The following is a 21,611-nucleotide window of genomic DNA, read 5'->3' on the forward strand; positions in this document are numbered from 1 at the left end:
GATGATCAATACTTGCGCACGAGACTAACCGGCATCGGTTCGGCAGCCTTCGGAGCACTGTAAAGTGGGGCGATGAGACGGATGAAGCCGTCCGTGGATTCCGTGCCACGGGTCCGGACCACAACGTCGCGGGCGACCATCAGCTGTGCGGTCACCGGCCCGAAGTCGTAGCCGATCAGCCCGCCTACGGCGAAGCGCCCGGCCTGGGTGTACCCCTGCGCCGTAGCGCGCGCGAAGTCACGTCCGCCCAGCGGCAGGTCCGTCACCCCGTAGGCCACCGCGCCGATCTCGAACTTGCCGAACTTCTTGGTTGCCGTGAGGTCGAGCAGGAGGGCGTCCGCAAGGTAGAGCGGACCGATCGCCTGGCCGATGGCACCCTCGAACCGGCCCGGCGAGTCGTAGAAGTTGTGGGTCAGGTTTGCCGTGAGGTTCCAGCCATCGGCGGTGTAGCTCGCGGCGAAGCCCTGACGGTAGGTGTTGGAGGAGAACTGCCTCAGCCCGCGGCCGGCATCGAGGTCATTGAGGTGAACCGCCGCCAAGTAGCTGACGCCGAGGCCGCCACCCAGGTCCCAGGCGAAGATCGACCCGACCAGGGTGCCGACGTTGATGGAAAAATCGCGGTTGGGCACGCCGGCCGGGTTGCGGGGGAACCCGAACACCGTGGGCTGGGCGAGCAGCGGCTCGATGTTGGCGCCGAGGACCTTGAAGCCCGTCGACCAAACCAGAACTGGTACGTTGATCGCCGTATCGGTCGAGAACCGGGTGTCGTTGCGTCGGTAAATAAACGTGTCGATGGCGTAGATGCCCTCAGGCAGCGGGGCGCCGACCGCGAGACCGACCTGCTCGCCCGGGATGGTGGTGGACTGGGCGAACGAAGCGGTCGCGCTCAGGGTGACGGCGGCGAACGCTCCTGCCACGGCCGCGAACTTTTTCAGCATCATCGATCCCCTTCTGAGTCTTCGTTTCGGCCAGCCGACAGCGTTCGCCGAAAAGCATCGGCGCCGGTGTCGTTGAAAAGGAATGTTCAGTCGGATTATCTTGATTGCATGGAAATGCGTACAATCTGTATGTATTTCCAGCAATGCTTATATCATGCACTGCAATAACTCAGAGTCTACTGCATAGTGCTTTGATGATGCTTAGGGTTCGACGTTGTTGCAGGAACGGCACAGGCCCAGGCCGGCCTTTGCGGCTTTGGGAGATGCCGCCACCGATCGGGATTTACAGGCCCGCGTCGCGGACGCGGGCCGCCAAGGAACCGAGGCTTGCCCGTCGGCCGGTCAGACAGCGAACTTGAGGGCGAACCGCTCGGCGCCGAGTCGTTTCTGGATGACCTGCACGATGTACTCGGCATCACGGCCGACCGCCCCGAACCGGCCCGAACCCCAGGTGTTCAGCCATGGCAGCCCGATGAAGGAGATGCCGTCCTCGTTCGTGACGCCGCGCTTGTGCTTCGGGTTGCCGGCCCCGTTGAACACGGAGGCATCGAGCCAGCGGAAATCTGGCGTGAAGCCGATGCACCAGACGACGCTGGTGATGCCTGAGCCGTCGAGGACGAGGCCGGTCACTGGCTCGCCCGGCTCCCATACCGGGGTGTAGTGCTCCTGCGCCGGGGCCTCGATGCCCTTCTCGGCGATGTACTTGTCGATGGCGGCGTTGATGCCGTTGTAGGTCCGGTCGGCGCCATCGAGCGAGCGCTTGAGGTTGTCACGGAAGCGCAAGGCGCCGTCGGCGTGATCTTCCAGCACGCCGTAGAGCGTCATGCCCTCGGTGGCGAAGCGGCGCAGGTCGATGTCGCGTCCGCCGTCGCGGCCGGTCACGTAGTGGTTGGTGTTGTCCCGGACGCCATCGCGCAACGGATGGTTGTCGACGGTCATCTCGTAGTAGCCCATGTCGGCGAGCCAAGTGACGACGTCGCGACCGCGATAGAACCGGGCGCAGCGGGGTGCATCGCCGACCGCGAGATGGACCTTGCGCCCGGCCAGGTGGAGATCCTCGGCGATCTGGGCACCGGACTGACCGGAGCCGACGACGAGGACCTCGCCTTCGGGCAACTGGGCGGCGTTGCGGTACTGGTTCGAGTGGATCTGCGTGATCGAGCCCGGCAGCTTCTCGGCCATGCGTGGAATGATCGGCGTGTGATAGCCGCCCGAGGCGACGACAATTTCGTCGGCGGTATAATCGCCCTCCGAAGTCTGAACCGAGAAGGTGCCGTCGTCCTGCCGCGCGACGCGCGTGACCGAGACGCCCTCGCGGATCGGCGGGCTCACTTTGGCGACGAAGGCCTTCAGATACGCGATGATCTCGTCCTTCCTCATGAACCCGTCCGGCTCCGGCCCGTCATAGGGATGCCCGGGCAGGTCGCACTGCCAGTTCGGCGTGACGAGGCAGAACGTGTCCCAGCGCTGCGTCGACCAGGTGTGGGCGGCCGTGTTTTTCTCGAAGACGAGATGCTCAATGCCGCGCTGCTTGAGGTGGTAGCTGACCGAGAGGCCGGCTTGGCCGCCGCCGACGACGGCAACGGGAACGTGACGCGGGGTGGACGTCATGGCTCTCACTCCGTGAGTGGGGGAAGGGTTGCCCGTTCAGGGCTCGAAGGTCTCGACCGTGACCCGGCCATCGGAAGGCTGGAGCTTCGCGGCGGCCTCGATCCGGGCGAGCTGATCCAAGGCGGACGAGCAGGTGAAGCCGTACTTCTCGCGCACCCGCTCGCTGGCGATGGTGAGGGCGGTGCGGGTCTTCTCGACGAAGTCGTCGACGGCGTAGCTCTCGCCGGGCGTGAGGAAGTCCCTCACGACGAGAGAGGGCGAGTAGCAGGCCTCGCGCCGACCATCGGGCCAGCGGACATGGAAGTGCATCTCAGGCATGGGTCGGCTCCTGTCGCATGCGGGCGCAGCCCGCGTAGGCATCGAGGTGGCGCTCGGCGCAGGCCCGCCACGAATGGGCGGCGGCCCTTGCGAAGCCCGCCATCCTCAGGCGTTCGCGCGTCTCCGGCACCAGGGCGGTTGCCATGGCTCGGGCGATGTCCTCGGGCACGGCCGGATCGACGAAGAGGGCGTCGCCCTCGGTCAGGTATTCGGTGAAGGGCGGCCGGTGGGAGACGATGGCCGGGGTGCCGCAGGCCATCGCCTCCAGCACGCACAGGCCGAACCCTTCCTTCAGCGACGGAAAGGCCAGCATGTCGGCGATACGGTAGAGAGCGGGCATGTCGGACTGAGGAACCGGACCGGTCTCGATCACGGGACCGCTCGACCCTGCCGCGAGGCCGTGGACGCTCAGGGCTGCATGGCACCGCGCCCGGTAGGAGGCGTGGTCGAGGAGCGAGGCGCCGCCGGCGATGACGAGCTGAGCTTTGGGACGGTGCTGACGCAAGCGCGCGAAAGCTTCGATGATGCCAAGGGTGTTCTTGCGCTCCTCGAAGCCGCCGACGCTCAGGACGATGGGACCGTCACCCAACCCCCAGCGCTCCCGAACCACGGCATCCCGTTGGTCGGGCGTAGGCCGGTAGGCCGTCAGGGCGACGCCGTTGCCGACGACCTCCGCCGTCATGCCGAAGTCCGACCGGATGCGTTCGGTCCAGCCCCGGCTGACGCAGAGGAGGCGGCGAGCCTCCTGAATCGAGCGGTCCTGCCAATCGGCAAGCTGCGGTTCGGCGAAGGTGTCCAGGTGATGGACGGTGCGAACGAAACCCGGAATCAAATGCCGGTGCTTCAGGGTCGCGAGCGCGTTGCCGCCGATGCCGTCATGGGCGTGGAAGACATCGAAGTCGCAGGCCGCCGGCGAGCCGAAGTGGACGAGGTAGTCGGTGATGCGCGTCCGCACGAGGTCGACCGTGCCGCCGGCAACCGTGCGGGCGGCAACGGAGACCGTCGGGCACGCGGCATCGCGAAAGAAGCCGCGGCCGGACGGGTCGGGGGCGTGGACCACCGCCTCATGCCCGCGCTCGCACAGGGCTTCGGCGAGGGCGAGGCAATGGGCGACGCCGCCGCGTGGATTGGTGGAGTGGGTCAGGAGGGCGATGCGCATAGCGGTCATGCCGAGGGCCCCCCGTCATCATGGCCGCAGCCGATCAGCGGGCTGGCCATGAAGTCCCAGACCACGGCCTCCTCGCCGCCGGCATCCCGAATGCGGGCGACCCGGCTCGCGTCGAGGCTCCCGATGACGTCGGCCGCGATGCCACGGTCGGCGAAGCGGTCGAGCACGGCCGGGGTATCCCCGGGGCGGACGCTCAGGAGGTAGCCGTAGCTCGGGAAGGCGTTCAGCCAGCGCGCGATGGGAACGCCGTCAGGGCGTGGGATCGCGCCGAGGTCGATGACCGCGCCGACCTTCGAGCATTCGAGCAGCATCAGCGCCGTACCGACGACACCCGCCATGCTGATATCCTTGGCAGAGCGGCACAGGCCGTCCTCGGCCAGCCCGGGCAGCAGGGCGAGGTCGCCGCGCAGGCGCTCGCCTGGCGACCCGGTCGAGGCGTCCCAGTACGGGTGTGGATCGCGGAAACGACCGCGCAGGTCGATGGCGGCGATGAGGTCGTCGCCGGGCGCCGCATCGAAGCTCGTGAGCAGGCGGGGACCGGCGCGGCCGAGCACGGCGACCGCAAGGTTCCCGGTCTCCGAACGCGTGTTGGTGTGGCCGCCGACAATCGGTACGCCGTAGAGTGTGGCTGCGTCGGACAGGCCGGCCAGGATCGGGTCCGCCGACGCGGCATCCCGGCTCCACAACGCGTCGACGACTGCGAGCGCCCGCCCGCCCATGGCCGCCACGTCGCTGAGGTTGACCATGATCCCGCAATAGCCGGCGAAATACGGATCGGCCGAGACGAAGCTGTCGATGAAGCCCTCGATGGCCAGAAGCAGATGGCCATCGCCATCGGGAATGGCGGCGCAATCGTCTCCGACAGGGACCGTGGCGTGCCGGTCCCCCAGCCCGAGGCGCGTGACTACGGCGTCGATGTCGCGCTTGTGCGCGACGCCGCGGGCATCCCGGATCTGGCTTGCTAAGCCCTTGAGGTCGACGGCCGCGGTCATCACGCCGCCCTGCGGAATGTGACGAGCCCGTGCTCGGGGTCGTGCATCGGCGGGTAGGCGGCGAGGTCGGCCTGCATGAGGTGGTGCAGGCGGCCATGGAGTTCCACGGCGTCGAGGCTCGCCCAATGCAGGGCCTGGAACAGCGGCACGTTCCGGTCCTGCACATGGGCCAGGAAGCGCGTGCACCCCCGTGCATGAGCCGACGAGACCGCGACCTGGATCAGGCCTGCCCCGAGCGCCGCCGTGCCGCGGAAGGCTTTGGCGACGGCGAGGCGCGAGCCCCACCACTCTCCGGGTCGTTCCGCCACTTCATGGATGCGGACGGTGCCGACGACCGCATCGGCATCCCCGGCCAGTGTCGAGAGGGCGCAGATCGGGATCGCATACCCATCGATGGCATCGCGGTCGTCACCTTCGAAGATGCCTTGCTCGGTGCAGAACACTTGCCGGCGCAAGGCGGCGCAGGCCCGCCGCTCCCACGCGGAGGTGGCGAACTTCACCTGGAAATGGCTTGGGCGGTAGGGGGCGACGGATTCGACGATCATGCCGTCACCCCGGCGCGCTCGTAGGTGGAGAGGGCCGAACAGGCGCCGCAGCGGCCGCAGCCGGCCTTGATGTCGGTGGAGCGGAGGTCGGCCCGCTCCAGCATGGCGGACAGGGGCTGGAGGATCGCGTGCATGAAGTCCGGCGATGGTGCCGGGTGGCTCTCCAGCGGCGTGCCCGAGATCGGCACGAAGGGCACGACGAAGGGATAGACGCCCATCCCGACGAGTCGCTCCGCCATGGCGAGAATCGCCTCCGGCGCGTCGCCGAGACCGGCGAGGATGTAGGTCGAGACTTGGGCCCGCCCGAAGACCGGGACGGCGGCGGCGAAGGCGTCGTAGTAGCGCTCCAGGGGAACGCCCGCCTTGCCGGGCATGATCCGGGCCCGGACCTCGGGCGTGACGGCCTCCAAGTGCATGCCCAGCGCGTCGACGCCCGACGCCTTCATGCGTTCGAACCAGCGGTCGTCGTCCGGCGGCTCGCATTGGGCCTGGATCGGCAGGTCGACCGCTGCCTTCACCGCGAAGGCGCTCTCACACAGGATCGCGGCGCCACGGTCGGTGGCGTTCGGTGTCCCGGTGGTCATCACCATGTGTCTGACGCCATCGAGGAGCACGGCGGCACGGGCGACCTCGGCAAGCTGCTCGGGCGTCTTGCGCGCGACGGTTCGGCCGGCCGACAGCGACTGCCCGATGGAGCAGAACTGGCAGGTCTTGGTGCGGCTGGCGTAGCGGATGCAGGTCTGCAGCACCGTGGTGGCGAGCACGTCGCGTCCGTGCAGCACCGCGATCTTCGAGTAGGGCACCCCGTCGAAGGTCGAGAGCGCGTAGAAGCGCGGCTTGCCCGGGAAGGTCACCCGCCCGATCACCGTGCCCTCGTGCTCGATGACCGAGACCCCATCGAGGTCCGGTCGACGCACCAGGAAGGGTGAGTCGAACGCGGTCTCCGTGTGGACCGGCACCATCACGGTGCGGCCCGCGATGGTCATCGCCTTGTGGTCGGAGGGACCGGCGCCGCCGCGCCGGCTCGGCGTTCCGGCCCGGGTGTCGGCGAGCCTAACGCCGTAGGACTGCAACGCGTTGATCAGGCGCTCCGTCGGCATCCCGACCAAGCCCGCCAAATTCCGTTCGGCCATGACCGGCGGAAGCGGGGGAGGGCTCGTCGGAAGCGGGGAACTGCTCATGGTCGAGGCTCCGGGATTGAGGTTGCGAACGGGTCGGCTGGTGCACGAACGAGGCTGGGCGGTCGTCGTGGAGGAGGCTGAGGAGCTCGGGGCGGGCATAGTGGCCGACCGAGTCCATCATCCGCTTGCGCTTGGTCACCAGCGCGAGGTCCATGTCGGCGACGAGGATGCCCTCGCCGGGGCCGAGCGGGTCGGCGAGGTGCTTGCCCTCGGGCGAGACGATGGCGGTGCAATTGCCGCCCCGGCAGGCGCCGCGCAGGCGCTCATCCGGGCAAACCTGCGCCACCTGCTCGTTGGTGAGCCAGCCGGTGGCGTTGACGACGAAGCAGGCCGCCTCCAGCGCGTGGTGGCGGATCGTCACCTCCATCTGGTCGGCGAAGATCTGGCCGACGAGGGAGCCCGGGAACTGGGCCGCATGGATCTCCTCGTGACGGGCCATCAGGGCGTAGCGGGCGAGTGGGTTGTAGTGCTCCCAGCAGGCGAGTGCCCCGACGCGGCCCACCGCCGTCTCGACCACGGTCAGACCGGCGCCGTCTCCCTGACCCCAGATCATGCGCTCGTGGTAGGTCGGGGTGATCTTGCGCCGCTTGAGCGCCAGGGTCCCGTCGGCGTCGAAGACGAGCTGCGCGTTGTAGAGCGAGCCATGGTCGCGCTCGTTGATGCCGAGCACGATGACGGCGCCGTGCCGACGGGCAGCGGCCGAGACGGCCTGGGTGACGGGGCCGGGCACCGCCACGGCGCGCTCGTACAGGCGCAGGTGTTCCGCGCCCTGCAAGGCCGGCGGCAGCACGAAGGAGAAATACGGGTAGTAGGGCACGAAGGTCTCGGGAAAGACCATGAAGCGGGCGCCCTTGCCTGCGGCCTCGTCGATGGCGTTGAGCACGCGTTCGAGCGTGCCGTCCGGCCGGTCGAGGTCCGGCGCGATCTGGACGGCGGCGGCCCGCACGATCCGGTTCTCTGACATGGCTGATCCTCCGGCGGTGGCGGCGGCCGCGTCGCGCGCGGCCGCCGGATGCGACGTCCCAGTCGATGGGCCGAGCGCCCGGTCAGACGGTCCAGGTGTCGATAATCACCGCGTTGTCGCGCTTGTGCAGGAGTATGCAGTCGAGGACGTCGAGGGGGTTGATCATGCGGATCCCCTCGATGAAGGCCGCTTCGCCGTGGCCGTAGAGGGCCTGGGTCGAGAACCGGCAGGCGTAGACCTTGCCGCCCTCGGCCATGAACTTCTCGAGCTGGTTGTTGAAGTTCAGGTGGCCCGGGAAGGCCTCGTCGCCGAGCCGTGGGAACCCGCGCTGCACGCCCAGCGTGATGCCGGGGCCGTAGAGGAGGATCGAGGTCTCGAAGCCCTTGCGCTGCAGGCGGGTGGCCTGGAGCAGGTTCACGAGGCCGATGGAGCCCTCGAAGGCGACGGTGTGGAAGGTCACCAGGGCCTTCTGGCCCGGCTCGGCCTTCACGTCCTCAAAGACCTTCTCCTCGTAGTCGACCAGATAGTCGCCCTTCTTGTGGGGTTCGCGATTCACTGCCGGCATGGATTTCACTCCGCGATGGGTTGGACCGCGTCGGCCGAAGCCTCGGGTGGTCACATCCCAACACGGCAAGCGACGTGCCAACGAAGGCCATTCAATAGAACCATCAATGGCACCAAGTTGAATGCATTCAATGATGCATTCAATCGTCGGCTCGGGGCCGCCCGGCTCGCAGGATTACCACTGGCGACAATAGTGGCAGGTGCAAATCATGGCATCACAAAGTGTTCACTGTGACCGCACCGATTGATCGTATTGTATGGATCTTTTGACAAAGTATTCTTCTCCGGGCCGCGGTATGGAGTTTGCTACCCATACAATCAGTCATTGATCGCATCGTGATGGTGTGCTCGGAGAACGCATGACCCCAGCATCAGGCGATGGGCGAGCGACGCCCTCGGATCTCGTGACCGGAATGTGGGTTCCCGACCTCAAGCGTTGGGGAAAGCCTCATTACCTCGCCATCGCCGAGGCCTTGGCGGACGACATCCGGACCGGACGGCTGACGGCCGGTACGCGGCTCCCGACACAGCGAGCCCTGGCCGAGGCCCTCGACCTCAACTTCACCACCGTCTCGCGCGGCTATGTCGAGGCCCACAAGCGTGGCCTGATCGAGGGACGCGTCGGCCAGGGCACCTTCGTGATCGATCCTGGCCGCCCGGGTCGGTCCACGCCTTCGAAGGACGGCTCCCGGGTCGGGCCGGTCGACTTCACGATGAACCTGCCCCCCGAGCCTGACGCGCCGGCGTTGCAGGCACGGATGCAGGCCTCGTTCGCCGAGCTCGCCGACGACCTCTCCAACCTGCTCCGCTACCAGGGCTTCGGTGGCACCGACGAGGATAAGGAGGCAGCCCTGCGCTGGCTCAAGGGCCGGGGCATCGTCACGCCCCGGGAGCGGTTGCTCATCTGCCCGGGTGCCCACAGCGCGCTATTCGGCGTGCTGGGCCAGATCGCGCGCCCCGGTGACGCCATCTGCGCCGAGCGTATCACCTATCCTGGCATCCGGTCCCTTGCGGCTCATCTCGGCGTGCGTCTCGTCGACCTTCCCATGGACCAGAAAGGCGTCGACCCCGACGGGTTCGCGGCCGTCTGCACCAAGGTGGCGCCGAAAGCGATCTATCTGAACCCGTTGTTGCAGAACCCGACCACCACGACCCTGTCCCGTGCGCGGCGCGAGGCGATCATCGCGGTCGCCCGGCGGTACGCCGTCACCATCATCGAGGATGACGCCTACGCGCGCATCTGCCCGGCGCCGCCTCCGAGCTTCGCGGAACTCGCCCCCGAGATCACCTACTACGTGGCCGGCCTCGCCAAGTGCCTCGGCGCTGGCCTGCGCCTCGCCTTCCTGGTGGCCCCGAGCGCCCGCTCCGCTCTCCCGCTCGCCGGCGCCCTGCGGGCCGCGACCGTGATGGCCTCGCCGATCTCGACCACGCTGGCGACGCGCTGGATCATGGACGGCACGGCGGATGCCATCGTGCAGTTCGTGCGCGCGGAATCGGCCGCGCGCCAGCGGATCGCGACTGCGCTGCTTCCGGCCGGGACCTACACCGCCGACCCGCACGGCTTCCATATGTGGATCACGTTGCCCGAGGGCTGGACGCGCTCAGCCTTCGCGAGCCAGGGGCGTTCCGCCGGGCTTGGCGTCGTTGCCAGCGACCCCTTCTGCGTCGCCGGTACGCCGCCGGAGGCGGTACGAGTTTGCCTCGGCGGCCCCTCCACCCGGCAGCAGATCACTCAGGGTCTGGAAGTGCTCGCCCACGCGCTAGAAGGTTCTCCAGCGCTCGCGTCGTCTTACATCTGAGCGGCTCGGCTGCCATGCCGGACCAGCAGGCGCGCATCCTGAAGGTTAGGGGCACGGGACCGGGTTATGCGCGATGACAAGGTCCGGCTTCCGACCATCCCTCGGCCGTCTGGAGCCATGAGAGAAAAATTTCCAGGCAACTGTCGAATGAATGTCCGCTTCGGCAGTTCAGCCCATCTTAAGTGGACCAGCCGAAAACCACCCACCCCAGTCATCCCGACTGGCCTACCGGTGAGGCCGAAGCTGGCCGTAAGGGGAATGACCGCTTCGGAGCTGGCCCGCCACAAAAGCGAACGGCCTCCTGTGGACTCAACCCAGCCGTCCGAACCCTAGGTGGCGATCCTCGAAAGCAGCCGTCCCATGTTCGACCCGGCATTCTGCGTTCGTTGCACTCAACGTCGGAACGGATCGTCCGAGGCTTCGGTCAAGACGCCGGGGATCTTACCCAGGATATCGCCGGACGTCCCAGGCACACTCGTTTCGATGAGGCGGAGCAGCTCCTCGCAGGCGGCGACGTTCCGTTCGGCGAGGACGAGCACCTTCTCACCGACCGCCATGAGTCCGGCCTCGGCCTCCTGCCTGTCGTCAGGCGCCACCAGCACCCGACGGAGGCCGCCCGCGTAGGCCCTCGTCGCCGCCACAGCCTGCCGGATGTGGACGACCCTGGAGCCGATGTCCTCGCCGAGGTCCAGGCGCCGCCGCAGGTCGAGAAGCATCGCGAGGGGATCCTCGGCTGACGGGATCGGGGGGAGTTGGACGATATCGGCCATGGCGTCAGCCCCGTCCGATCCGGAGCGGTTCCTCCCGGCGTCTGCCGGGAGGGAGATCTTTGAGGACGGCTGCCGGCGGGATGGCGGTGGAGGCAAGGCCTGCAGCGACGGCGTCGTTTGCGGACCCGGCCAACCGAAGCGGATGTCGCTTTCCCTCGATGCGCTTGATCAGCGAGGCCACCTCGCAGGCCGGGCGCGCCGGGCTGTAGAGGAAGCCCTGGGCGACGTCGCAGCGCTTCTCACGGAGGACGTCGAGCTGATGGACCGTCTCGACGCCCTCGACCGTCACGTTCATCGACAGGGCTCGAGCCATGCGCGCGATGGCCTCGACGACGGCGACCTTCTCCGGCCGGCCCTGCAGGTCTCGCACGAAGGAGCGGTCGACCTTGACCTTATCGAACGGAAACTCGGTCAGGTAGCTCAAGGACGAATAGCCGGTACCAAAGTCGTCAAGCGCGATGCGGACGCCCGTCGCCCGCAGGCGTCTCAGGTTCTCAAGTACCGCCGGGCCGTGGTCGAGCAGCACCGTCTCGGTGATCTCGATTTCCAGGAGCCCGGGCACGAGCCCGGTCTCGCACAGGATGGCGGCCACCTCCTCGTGGAAGCCCGGCATGCGCATGTGGATAGACGAGATGTTCACCGCCACGCGCAGGTCGGGCCAGGACCTTGCGTCTCTGCAGGCGCGCCTGAGCGCCCAGCGTCCGATCTCCACGATGAATCCCGTGGCCTCGGCGATGGGGATGATATCCGCAGGGGAGATCCAACCGTCCCCCGGCCTGTTCCAGCGCAGCAGCGCCTCGAAGCCGGTGACACGTCCGGTCTGCATGTCGACCAGGGGCTGGTAGTGAAGCTCCATCTCATCCGCCGCGAGGGCGATGCGCATGGCCGCATCGAGTTCGCGCTGGCGGACGAACCGCTCCTCCAGTACCGGATCGAAGGTGCGCCAGCAGCCCTTGCCATCCGCCTTGGCCGCGTAGAGCGCCAGGTCGGCGCGCACGAGCAGGCTTGGCGGTTCGATGGCGTCGTCGGGCACGTGGGCGATGCCGACGCTGACGCCGATCTCCAACCTCGCCTCATCGATCTGGAACGGGCGGCTCAACTCGGCCACGATGCGTGAGGCCAGGGCCTCTGACTCGGCGCGCTCAACGTCGCGCACCACGACGGCGAACTCGTCGCCGCCCAGGCGGAACACGCCGTGCGGTCCGCCGATGGCGAGCAGGCGCGCGGCGACGTCCTGAAGGAGTCGGTCGCCGACGAGGTGGCCGCGGCTGTCGTTGACGGCCTTGAAGCCGTCGAGGTCGAGGTAGAACAGGGCGCTGCGGCGTTCGACCGCGCGGACGTCGCGGCACAGCGCCGTGAGCGCTTCCTGGAAGCCGCCGCGGTTGGGCAGGCCCGTCAGGCTGTCGTGGCCGGCGAGGAAGGCGATGCGGGCCTGTGCCTCCCGGCCCTCGGTGACGTCCGAGCCGACGCCGCGGTAGCCGACGAAGGCACCCTGCGCGTCGAGCACGGGCTTGCCGTTGAGCGTGAGCCACCGCGAGCCGCCCGCCGTGCGGAGGCGTACCGTCCGGTCGCGGAACGGCGCGCGGGCCTCGATAGCGGCGGCGATCCCGTGGGCGCTCTCGTCGCCGACCTCCCCATCGGCGAACTCGCGCAGCAACCCGGGCAGAGTCCGGTGGCGGAGGTCTGCGGCGTCCACGCCCAGCAAGGCTGCGACCGAGGCGCGTGCCTGCCGCAGCCGGCCGGCCCTGTCTGTCTCCCACAGCCAGTCGCTTGTGCCCTCCGCGAAGTCCTTGAGGAGGAACCCGATCGTCTCGCTCTGCGCCTGCACCATGACGCGGTCGCGAATTCGCTGCCGGGAATGCCGGCACATCCGGCGTGCGCTGACGAACACGAAGGCCGCGTAGAGGGCAAGCAGCACCGCGACGGGCCGTCCGACCGCCTCCTCGCTGCCCGCAAGCCCGATGAACATGCCGGCGACGACAGGTGCCACGGCGAGGAGAGCCAGGGAGAAGATCGGACCGCAGACGTAGGCATGCGAGATGAGGGCGGCGCAAACGGCACCGACGATGACCCTGTCGCCGTTGCCGACACACGGCAGGAGGATTGCGGGCATGCTCGCCCAGGCGAGGCCCCGCCCCAGCGCGAGACCGTGCAGGACGACGACGGCCTCGCGGGCGACGCGGCCGTCACCGAGCCGGCCGCGGTAGCGCCGCGTCGCCACGAGGGCCGCCGCGCAAAGCGCCGTCACCGTTGCCGCCAGGCCGGACAGGTAGGCCTGGGAGACGAGGTTCCAGAAGATGGCGGCGAGCACCAGCACGACGGCGCCCTGCGTGACCGCGGAGTATCGGCCGAGCTGGAGGGTCTCGGCGAGCATCGTCGCGCGCATCGCCTTGCGCAGGCGCAGGCCCCCGTCGCGCAAGCCCGCCTCGTCCTCGACGTCGGCGGGTAGGATGATGTCGTGCATGACCTGTTCCCTCCCGCCGTTGCCGTTAGGCCGCCATGCTCCGCGAGGCATCGCGGACCAGGCTCGCCGATGCCTCGACCTCTTGGGTCGACGTGGCGATCAGCGCGACGCTGCGGCTGATCTCGGACACGGCCTGCGTCATGGCCTGCATGTTGACCGACATCTCTTGCGCGACCGCAGCCTGCTGCTCGACTGCCGTGGAGATGGCCGAGGAGATCTCGTTGACTTCGCCGATGGTCGCGCCGATGCCGCCGATGGCCGTGGCCGCGCGGTTTGCGGCCTCCTGCGTTTCGGCGATCTGACTGGCGATGCTCTGCGTCGCCTTGGCGGTCTGGGAGGCGAGTTCCTTCACCTCGGACGCCACCACCGCGAAGCCTTTCCCGGCCTCGCCCGCCCGCGCCGCCTCGATGGTCGCGTTGAGGGCCAGAAGGTTGGTCTGGCTCGCGATGCCGGAGATCATGCCGACCACGTCGCCGATGCGCTGGGCCGCCGAGGCGAGACCGGCCACCACCGTCGATGTGGCGTTCGCCTGCTCGACCGCGCGTTCGGTGACCTGAAGGGCGCGGTTGACCTGACGGCCGATCTCGCCCACCGACGAGGCGAGCTCCTCCGCGCCTGCGGCGACGCCCTGGGTGTTGCCCGACGCCTGCTCGGCGGCGCTGGCCGCGCCGACCGCCTGGTGCGAGGCCTGCGCGATGGATCCGGCGATCCCGTCGAGGTCTCGGTCGATGGCGCGGTGCAGTTCCGTCCGCCGCAGCCGCTCGGTGACGGCCTCCGTCACGTCGGTGGCGAACTTCACGACCTTCACCAGCCGGCCCGAGGCGTCGCGCACGGGATTATAGGTGGCCTGAATCCAGACCTCGCGCCCGCCCTTGCCGATCCGCTTGTATTCCGCCTGCTGGAACTCGCCCCGGCCCAAGGCTTCCCAGAACGCGCGATAGGCAGCACTCTCGCGCTCCGCCGGGTCGACGAAGATCGAGTGGTGCTTTCCGCGTACCTCGTCGAGGCCGTAGCCGACGACCGCGAGGAAGTTCGCGTTGGCGGTGACGATGATCCCGTCGAGCCCGAACTCGATGATGCCCTGCGACCGATCGAGGGCGTTCAGCTTTCCCTCGTTGTCGGCGTTGCGCAGCTTCCGTTCGGTGATGTCCGTGGCGCACTTTAACACGCCGTAGGGCTTGCCGTTGCGCCCGACGAGCGGGTTGTAGCTCGCCTGGATCCATACCTCGCGGCCGCCCTTGCCGATGCGCTTGTACTCGGCGACCTGGTGCTCGCCCCTGCGCAGCGCCGCCCAGAACTGACGGTAGGCGTCGCCCCCGCGCTCGGCCGGGTCGACGAACATGGAATGATGCTCGCCTCGGATCTCCTCCAGGCGGTAACCGACGGCTGCCAGGAAGTTGGCGTTGGCGGTCACGACTTTGCCGTCGAGATCGAACTGGATGAAGGCCTGCGAGGCATCCAGCGCGTTCAGCTTGGCTTTGAGTTCGTTATTACCGATCAACATGTCACATCCCCATGCGGCAGGAGGCTGTTCTCCTCTCTTCACCAAAAGGATGCCCGTCGCGAACTGACACGGCCTCAAGCCGATTGGTGAAAGCCTGGTCTATCGGCTGTTTTTCGAGGCAAATTATCTTTCATTTGAACGCGGCAGATCCGGTAAGGCCGAGCTATGCCACTATTGAATTCATTACTGATCGCCGCAGGGCCTCTGGAAAGGCTCGACCTTTCCAGAAACTTGTGAACCCTTTGGCGGGGTTGGCCTAGGGAGCGACGCGGCGGCGGTCGGGAAACGCATCTGCCGTGGAGCCTTAAGCTTGCGCGCCTTAATGCGTCTGAAGCCCGGCCGCGCCGGCCATCACGAACTGGGCGAGCCGGGTCATGCCGGACGCGGCGTCGCGCAACCCGAACAGGACGGGGTCTCCCTCGGGCAGCACGGCCACCGCCTGCCTGAGTTCTTCTGAGAGTTCCCCCAACGAGCGGGACAGCGACGCCGTCAGGCATTCGATCTGCGGCCCGCGCGGACCGAGTTCGACGCCCGCCAGGGCGTCGCGCTTCAGCCGTGCGGCCATACGCCGGGTTCCCTCCGGCGACAGCGTGACGGGTAGTGTCAAAACATCCGTCATGGCCGCCTCACGCCGCGCGGATCTTGGACAGGAACCGGGCGACCTCACCGCCAAGGTGATCCGACTGGCGCGAAAGCTCAGAAGCTGCCGTCAGCACCTGCGTTGCCGCCGCGCCGGTCTCCTCCGAGGCCCGCGCAACGCCCACGACGTTGCTCGTCACGTCGGCGGTCCCCGACGCGGCCTCGGAAACGTTGCGTACGATCTCCTGCGTCGCCGCGCCCTGCTCCTCCACGGAGGCGGCGATGGACGAGGCCACCGAGCTGATCTCCTGGATGCGCTTGCGGATGCCGTCGATGGCGCCGACCGCGCTGCCGGTGGCGCCCTGTATCCGCCCGATGAGCTTGGTGATGTCCTCCGTGGCCCGGGCGGTCTGGCCAGCCAATTCCTTCACCTCGCTTGCGACTACCGCGAAGCCGCGTCCCGCCTCGCCGGCGCGCGCCGCCTCGATGGTGGCGTTCAAGGCCAAAAGGTTGGTCTGGCTCGCGATGGCGGAGATCATGGCCACCACGTCGCCGATCTTGCGCACCGCCTCGCTCAGCTCCTGCACGAGGGATGCCGTCTGTTCCGCTTCCAGCACCGCGTGTCCCGCAAGTTCCTCGGAGCCGGATACCTGGCGCGCGATCTCGCAGACCGAAGCCCCGAGTTCCTCGGCCGCCGCCGCCACGGTGTTCACGTTCGACGATGCCTGGTCGGCCGCCGCCGCGACCGCCGTCGACTGCTGCGCCGTCTCCGTCGCGATGCCCGACATGCTGGAGGCAGTCGCCTGCAACTGCGTCGCCGCCGAGGCGACGGAGGACAGCACGGCGCCGACCGTCTGCTCGAAGGAGTCGGCCATCGCTGTGAGTTCGGCCCTGTGGCGCGCCTCGGCCTCGGCGCGTTCCCGGGTGACCTCCTCCTCCATGCGCCGCACGCGCTCGCGTTGCTCGACCTGCGCGGTGACGTCGATGGCGAACTTCGTCACCTGCACGGGCTTGCCATCGGCATCGAAGACCGGGTTGTAGCTCGCCTCGATCCAAACCTCGCGGCCGCCTTTGCCAATGCGGCGGTACTGCCCGGCTTGATACTCGCCGCGGCGCAGGACCTCCCAGAAGCGGGCGTATTCGGCGCCGGCCCGGTACTCGGGGTCGACGAACATGCCGTGGTGCTGGCCGACCACTTCGGCGGCCGTGTAGCCGACAGCGTTCAGGAAGTTGGCGTTGGCTTCGAGGACGCGCCCGTCGAGGTCGAAGCTGATCACCGCCTGGGACTTGCGGATGGCGTCGACTTGGCCTTTCAGCGCCGCCGCCTCGACCGCCTGCGCCGTGATGTCGGTGGCGTACTTCACGATCCTGGCGACCTTTCCGGCCCCGTCACGGATCGGGTTGTACGAGCCCTTGATCCAGACGGCCTTGCCGGCCTTCGTCACCCGTTTGAACTCGGCGACCTCTGCGCGGCCCGCGCGCAGCCCCTCCCAGAAGACGGCGTAGTCCCGGCTCTCGCGGTAGGCCGGCTCGACGAACATGCCGTGATGGCGGCCCCTAACCTCGTCGAAGGCGTATCCCATCAAATCGAGGAAGCCGGCGTTGGCCGCCAGGATGGTTCCGTCGGGCATGAACTCGATGACGGCCTGAGACGCCTCGACCGCGGCGAGGCGGCGGCCCTGATCCTCGCGCTCCAGGCGCGGGGCGGCGTCGGTCCACTCAAGGACGATGCCTGCCTGCTCGCCCATGCCGGGCAATGGCACCGCCACGACGTCGAAGCGGCGACTGCCGAATGCGACCACGGTCGGGCGATCCTGACCGGGCAGGGCCGCGAGCGACCGGCCGTCCTCCTCGCGGCAGAGCCCATCGACGTGCCGACCGACGATGACCTCGGCCCGGACGTCAGATGCGGAGACCCGCAGGAGATCGGCCATGGCCGGATTGAGGGCCGTGACGACGCCGTTCGCGTCGAGGCTCATCACCGGCGTCCGGATGGCCGCGAGCGTCTCGGTCGCCCTCCTAGCCCTGCGTCGTTCACCCGTGAAGTCGAGCATGGTTGGTCTCCCGTAGATTCCGTCGGCCCTGTCGCCGCCAAAGATTTTGGGCGGGTTGGGCGATAACCCATGATCGCGTGCCGACGTTTGCTAATGTCTGAATTCGACCCCTCAGAATCCGTCGACAACACATCTTTCGGAGGCAATAAGCCCTTAATAAATCCTGATTTACAGTTCCGGTGTGAGATTATGGAAGGAAAGACACCATGGAGCTGGTGGATCTGGTCAGATTGTTTGCCGAACCCCTCGACCTTGCGGTGGTACTCACGGACGTCGACCTGGATCGCCCGGGACCGACGGTGTTGTACGCCAACCCGGCCTTCTCGCGCCTGAGCGGGTACGCTCCCGAGGAGATGATCGGTGGTACGCCGCGCATGCTGCAGGGGCCTGGGACGAACCGCGAGGCAACACGGCACATGCCACGGCTCCTGCTGTCGGAGGGGCGCTTCCTGGGTTGCCTTCAGAACTACCGTAAAAGCGGGGTTCCGTACCTATGCGAGATCGATGTTCGCCCAATCCTCGGCCGGGACGGCACACCTCAAGCCTTCATCGCGTTCGAGCGCGAAGTGGTCCGTCGTAAGGGTCGGCCGTCGGGCGTCGGTACGAAACGTTACAGACCGACGTCCACGGCTGTTCCTTTGGAACTCGATAGCGGAAAGCCGCTGTTCGAATGACGCGTGGCCATAACGACGTCTGCTTCGCAGCATCTACGCCAAGTAATTATACGACCGGGATGGGCGCAAAGGAAAAGGTCTGCTTTTCGCAGTCGCTGGCGCATAACCCGCACCGCTATGCTCGCCGACAGATTCGGAGCCGAAGAGCGCTAGATTGCGGTTCACATGTATTCGCCGCAGCCGACCTTCGCATGAAGCGAACTCTGCCGCCCGGCAATGCGGAGCGCGATCAATCTTGACCGCGCCCCGTCGAGCTACCCAGTGCCGCAAAAGATGAGAACCGGCTGGATTCCCGCAAGAATCAGTCTCGGTGAACAATCGGTGCCTTTGCGACCCATCCGCGTCGTAGAGGCGCCGGTCTGATCATATTGTTTGATCCGTGTCTTCGTTATTGGTGGTACTCTCGCGGTCGCGCAGCTGGGTGCTCTTGCGGCTGAGCGCAGCGAGCTTGCGCTCACACTCCGCGAGATCAAATCGGACGATGTTCCCGATCGACACGCAAGGCTCAATGATCCGGCGGGATCGCCAGTTCTTCACCGTCGAGCGTGAGACACCGAAATTCGCCGCGAGCGCTTCCATCGTGAGGAGGGTCTTGGCCCGAGGAGCGGGAGACGTGGTTTTGGACATAGGCTAGTTCCGACAGCAATCGGCCGCGGCCCGCGGACGGGCTCGGGGCGCGTGGGTGCCATCAGACTACGGAAGGCTATTGCGGCCCTGCCGGACCGCCCCGTAGAATTGCCTCGGCTGCACGACATAAGGCCTTTGGTCGCGCCGCCGATTTCATCCTAATCTGCCACCGGATGCCCCTGGCGAGGGCACCCATCGATCCGGTCACGCCTGATTGCGGGTCGAGTCCGCTTCTCCCGTTGCTTGCCAGGCGGATTGTTCTGTCAGCCGCAATCGTGTCCGGAACAGTCGCTCAGAGGGGCCGCCATACCCATGGCTCAGCTTTGATGCTAAGTCGTGCCGACCGCTTTGCCCGGCTGCCGACACAACACCACGGGCACTTCCATAAGAATAAAGGTAGACGGCAGCAGCCTGCTGTCAAGCTTTGCCAGTCCGCTCGGTGGAATCGTGCGGAGGCGTCGCCCTGTCGCACCCTACCTATCGTAGCGTCCTTGACCGCCTCAACGCGTCCAGCGAGCCCGCATCTCATCGACCACCTGCTGCGGGACAGCAGTGTCCTGGATGACGAATGGGTTCGCCTGCGGCGTGAGCGTGCCCGCGAGGTAATCGGCCCAATCAGCCATTAGCCGACGCCGCTTCTCCAGCAGATGCCCCCGATTGTAGGCGCGCTCGGTCTCGTCACCGACTAGATGGCCCAAAGCTTTTTCGGCCAATTCCACCTCGTGAAACGTGGCTGAGCCGGCCCAAGTTCGAAAGGTCGCGCGGAACCCATGGGTGGTCACATGGACGCCCATGCGCTCGCGGCAGTGTTCCAGCGCGGTAAGGGACAGCGGCCTGAGCTTCTGGCTCGGGAAGACCAACTCGTCACCCCTGTTCGTGACCCGGAGTGCTTCGACTCTGTCGAGGATGTCGAGGGCGCGGCGGCAGAGCGGCACGACATGATCCTCGTTGACAAGGGCCGCCTCCTTGTCGCCCTTCATGCGCTCCGCTCGGATGGTCCAGGTCCGGCTCTGGCGATTGATCTCGGACCAGTGCGCACTGACGCCGACGCTCGGGCGCAGCGCCGTCAGAATGATCCATTCAAGCGCCAAGGCGCTCATTGAGTCGGCCGTCCGCAAACGGGCCATGAAGGCTGGGATTTCCTCGTGATCCATCGCTTTGAAGTGCCCGCGGACGAGCTTCGGCTTGGCTGGGAACACGTTCTTGAGGTTGTCGCGCCACGCGGCGGGGTTCTCGCCGGACCGGAAGCCGCGGGTCTTGGCCATCGACAGGATGGCCTCGATTCGCCCGCGCACTCGTTTGGCAGTCTCGGGCAGGCGGTGCCAAATAGGGTCGAGGACGGCGATGACGTCGTTCGTATTGATGCGATCGACCGGTCGGTTCATGAGGAGCGCGGCGTGGGTGCCAAGGCTCGCGCGCCACTGCGCGGCGCTCTTCTTATTCTTCCAAGTCGACTCTGTTCGCTTGATGAAGTCGTCCATGGCTTCCCGGAAAGTCGGGATGCGAACGACCTTGGCCGCCACCTCGCGTTCCGCCAGGGGGTCGAGTCCGTGGCGCAGTTGCACGCGGATCTTCTCAGCCGCCAACCGAGCCGCAGCGAGCGTGAGGGCGTGGGGGCCAGCGCCCCCGAGACCAAGTTCTCGCTGCCGGCCCCCGTGGCGATAGCGCATCACCCACTGGCGCGATCCGCCGGGGCGCACGGCAAGGTACAGGTTGCCTCCATCACCGTGTAGGCCGATGGGTAGGGTCGTGATCTGCTTGGCGGTCAGCTTGTTGATAGCGGCCACGATCCAGCCTGGGCATGAGTGTGCCCAAGCGGATGCCCAAGCACGACGCGTGTCCTTGGCGGTCCATGCGTACCCCCGCGTGACCTCGTCGACTGGAAATATGGTAATGGATCAACGGGTTCAGCAACCCGGAAAGCCACGCTTGCCCGTTCTGCGCGGGTTAATGGCGGAGACGGAGGGATTCGAACCCTCGATACCCGATTAAGGGTATGCTCATTTAGCAAACGAGTGCCTTCAGCCTCTCGGCCACGTCTCCGGCAAACCGGCTCTAGGACGTCCGGCCGGAGCGGTCAAGACGATCCCGGTGGTTCGCGAGCCGGCGGCGCTCGTAATGCTTGGCGATCCGTAAGTGACGCGAGATCGCGTAGTTCATCGCCGTCAGGAAACCGTAGGTGCCGCGGGCGAAATGGCGGCGGCCGAAATAGGCCTTCAGGAAATTGCCCGGCAGCTCCACGAACACCCGCCAGCTCGGAATCACCACCCTGCGCGCCTCCAGGTCGTCCGCCTGCTGGTCGCTGTAGCGGTTGAGCTTGTCGAGCTGGTCGCCCAGCGAGCGCACCGAGAAATGGTGGATCTTGGCCTTCAGCCGCCCCGCCGTCGCGCCGGGCTCCAGATCCACCCGGTCGAAGACAGGCGACGACGAGTAGCGGCCCCGGTCCTTCCGGTAGAGCCGCACCGGATAGAGCGTGTAGGCGAACGGGTGCGGCTTCGCCTCGCCGGGGAAGATCTCCGCGATGCCGATGCGCCAGGCCGGATGGGCCGGCTCGCCCTTCGCGAAGAGGGCGCGGATCTCCGCCGCCAGCGTGTCCGGCACCACCTCGTCCGCGTCGAGGTTCAGCAGCCAGGGGTGGCGGCATTGCTCCTCGGCGAAGCGCTTCTGCGGGCCGTAGCCCGGCCAGTCGTGGTGGATCACCCGCGCGCCGAGGGAGTCGGCGAGCGCCTGCGTCCCGTCCGTCGAGCCCGAATCGACCACGATCAGGTCGTCGGTCAGGTCACGCACGGCGCGGATCGTGGCACCGATCCGGTCCGCCTCGTTGCGGGCGATGATGAAGACGGAGAGCGGTAGCACGCG

At 67.3% G+C, this 21,611-nt stretch carries 19 protein-coding genes and 1 tRNA gene; 2 read left to right on the forward strand and 18 right to left on the reverse strand.

Features of this window, described 5'->3' with window-relative positions; genetic code table 11:
* Window positions 1-5: 5 nt before the first annotated feature.
* The 9 genes from ACS5Q7_RS15500 to ACS5Q7_RS15540 all read right to left on the reverse strand — a co-directional run bounded on the left by ACS5Q7_RS15500 (window position 6) and on the right by ACS5Q7_RS15540 (window position 8,282).
* Complete coding sequence (locus ACS5Q7_RS15500) at window positions 6-938, reverse strand: transporter (RefSeq protein ID WP_478340491.1); 933 nt, start codon at window positions 936-938, stop codon at window positions 6-8.
* 342 nt (window positions 939-1,280) lie between these two features.
* On the reverse strand, window positions 1,281-2,549 hold the full coding sequence (locus tag ACS5Q7_RS15505; protein WP_478340201.1) for an MSMEG_0569 family flavin-dependent oxidoreductase: 1,269 nt from the start codon (window positions 2,547-2,549) through the stop codon (window positions 1,281-1,283).
* 36 nt (window positions 2,550-2,585) lie between these two features.
* Window positions 2,586-2,867: an MSMEG_0570 family nitrogen starvation response protein gene (locus tag ACS5Q7_RS15510; RefSeq protein ID WP_478340202.1), complete on the reverse strand. Its 282-nt coding sequence runs from the start codon at window positions 2,865-2,867 to the stop codon at window positions 2,586-2,588.
* The gene (locus ACS5Q7_RS15515) at window positions 2,860-4,035 is read right to left on the reverse strand and encodes an MSMEG_0565 family glycosyltransferase (RefSeq protein WP_478340203.1); all 1,176 of its coding nucleotides are present in this window, start codon (window positions 4,033-4,035) and stop codon (window positions 2,860-2,862) included. Before ACS5Q7_RS15515 ends, ACS5Q7_RS15510 begins: the two co-directional genes overlap by 8 nt.
* Window positions 4,032-5,027 carry a sll0787 family AIR synthase-like protein gene (locus ACS5Q7_RS15520; RefSeq protein WP_478340204.1) on the reverse strand — a complete coding sequence of 332 codons (996 nt, stop codon included), beginning with the start codon at window positions 5,025-5,027 and terminating at the stop codon, window positions 4,032-4,034. The genes ACS5Q7_RS15515 and ACS5Q7_RS15520 overlap by 4 nt, the downstream gene beginning before the upstream one ends.
* Window positions 5,027-5,572 (reverse strand): MSMEG_0567/Sll0786 family nitrogen starvation N-acetyltransferase, encoded by a 546-nt coding sequence (locus ACS5Q7_RS15525; protein ID WP_478340205.1) that lies wholly within the window; start codon window positions 5,570-5,572, stop codon window positions 5,027-5,029. The genes ACS5Q7_RS15520 and ACS5Q7_RS15525 overlap by 1 nt, the downstream gene beginning before the upstream one ends.
* A complete protein-coding gene (locus ACS5Q7_RS15530) occupies window positions 5,569-6,672 on the reverse strand; it encodes an MSMEG_0568 family radical SAM protein (protein ID WP_478340206.1) in 1,104 nt (367 codons plus the stop codon). The genes ACS5Q7_RS15525 and ACS5Q7_RS15530 overlap by 4 nt, the downstream gene beginning before the upstream one ends.
* On the reverse strand, window positions 6,626-7,717 hold the full coding sequence (locus ACS5Q7_RS15535; protein ID WP_478340207.1) for a Nit6803 family nitrilase: 1,092 nt from the start codon (window positions 7,715-7,717) through the stop codon (window positions 6,626-6,628). Before ACS5Q7_RS15535 ends, ACS5Q7_RS15530 begins: the two co-directional genes overlap by 47 nt.
* Window positions 7,718-7,799: 82 nt before the next feature.
* Window positions 7,800-8,282 (reverse strand): MSMEG_0572/Sll0783 family nitrogen starvation response protein, encoded by a 483-nt coding sequence (locus ACS5Q7_RS15540; protein WP_478340208.1) that lies wholly within the window; start codon window positions 8,280-8,282, stop codon window positions 7,800-7,802.
* Window positions 8,283-8,640: 358 nt separating this feature from the next.
* Between ACS5Q7_RS15540 and ACS5Q7_RS15545 the strand changes: the two genes are divergently transcribed.
* Complete coding sequence (locus ACS5Q7_RS15545; RefSeq protein ID WP_478340209.1) at window positions 8,641-10,080, forward strand: aminotransferase-like domain-containing protein; 1,440 nt, start codon at window positions 8,641-8,643, stop codon at window positions 10,078-10,080.
* Between the two features lie 392 nt (window positions 10,081-10,472).
* On the opposite strand, the gene ACS5Q7_RS15550 is transcribed toward ACS5Q7_RS15545, so the two are convergent.
* The 5 genes from ACS5Q7_RS15550 to ACS5Q7_RS15570 all read right to left on the reverse strand — a co-directional run bounded on the left by ACS5Q7_RS15550 (window position 10,473) and on the right by ACS5Q7_RS15570 (window position 17,451).
* Complete coding sequence (locus ACS5Q7_RS15550; protein WP_478340210.1) at window positions 10,473-10,850, reverse strand: hypothetical protein; 378 nt, start codon at window positions 10,848-10,850, stop codon at window positions 10,473-10,475.
* A gap of 4 nt (window positions 10,851-10,854) precedes the next feature.
* Window positions 10,855-13,314: a putative bifunctional diguanylate cyclase/phosphodiesterase gene (locus ACS5Q7_RS15555; protein WP_478340211.1), complete on the reverse strand. Its 2,460-nt coding sequence runs from the start codon at window positions 13,312-13,314 to the stop codon at window positions 10,855-10,857.
* 25 nt (window positions 13,315-13,339) lie between these two features.
* Complete coding sequence (locus ACS5Q7_RS15560; RefSeq protein ID WP_478340212.1) at window positions 13,340-14,818, reverse strand: methyl-accepting chemotaxis protein; 1,479 nt, start codon at window positions 14,816-14,818, stop codon at window positions 13,340-13,342.
* 319 nt (window positions 14,819-15,137) lie between these two features.
* Window positions 15,138-15,437 (reverse strand): hypothetical protein, encoded by a 300-nt coding sequence (locus ACS5Q7_RS15565; RefSeq protein ID WP_478340213.1) that lies wholly within the window; start codon window positions 15,435-15,437, stop codon window positions 15,138-15,140.
* Window positions 15,438-15,444: 7 nt separating this feature from the next.
* Complete coding sequence (locus ACS5Q7_RS15570; protein WP_478340214.1) at window positions 15,445-17,451, reverse strand: methyl-accepting chemotaxis protein; 2,007 nt, start codon at window positions 17,449-17,451, stop codon at window positions 15,445-15,447.
* A gap of 206 nt (window positions 17,452-17,657) precedes the next feature.
* Between ACS5Q7_RS15570 and ACS5Q7_RS15575 the strand changes: the two genes are divergently transcribed.
* Window positions 17,658-18,125 carry a PAS domain-containing protein gene (locus ACS5Q7_RS15575; protein ID WP_478340215.1) on the forward strand — a complete coding sequence of 156 codons (468 nt, stop codon included), beginning with the start codon at window positions 17,658-17,660 and terminating at the stop codon, window positions 18,123-18,125.
* Window positions 18,126-18,488: 363 nt separating this feature from the next.
* Here the strand turns inward: ACS5Q7_RS15575 and ACS5Q7_RS15580 are convergent, their stop codons facing one another.
* The 4 genes from ACS5Q7_RS15580 to ACS5Q7_RS15595 all read right to left on the reverse strand — a co-directional run bounded on the left by ACS5Q7_RS15580 (window position 18,489) and on the right by ACS5Q7_RS15595 (window position 21,608).
* Entirely contained in the window at window positions 18,489-18,752 is a 264-nt protein-coding gene (locus ACS5Q7_RS15580) for a helix-turn-helix transcriptional regulator (protein WP_478340216.1), read from the reverse strand.
* A 500-nt stretch (window positions 18,753-19,252) separates the two neighbouring features.
* On the reverse strand, window positions 19,253-20,539 hold the full coding sequence (locus ACS5Q7_RS15585; protein ID WP_478340217.1) for a tyrosine-type recombinase/integrase: 1,287 nt from the start codon (window positions 20,537-20,539) through the stop codon (window positions 19,253-19,255).
* A gap of 164 nt (window positions 20,540-20,703) precedes the next feature.
* A tRNA-Ser gene (locus ACS5Q7_RS15590) sits at window positions 20,704-20,795 on the reverse strand.
* Between the two features lie 12 nt (window positions 20,796-20,807).
* Entirely contained in the window at window positions 20,808-21,608 is an 801-nt protein-coding gene (locus ACS5Q7_RS15595; protein ID WP_478340218.1) for a glycosyltransferase family 2 protein, read from the reverse strand.
* Window positions 21,609-21,611 lie beyond the last annotated feature (3 nt).

The organism is Methylobacterium sp. Gmos3 (assembly GCF_056430985.1).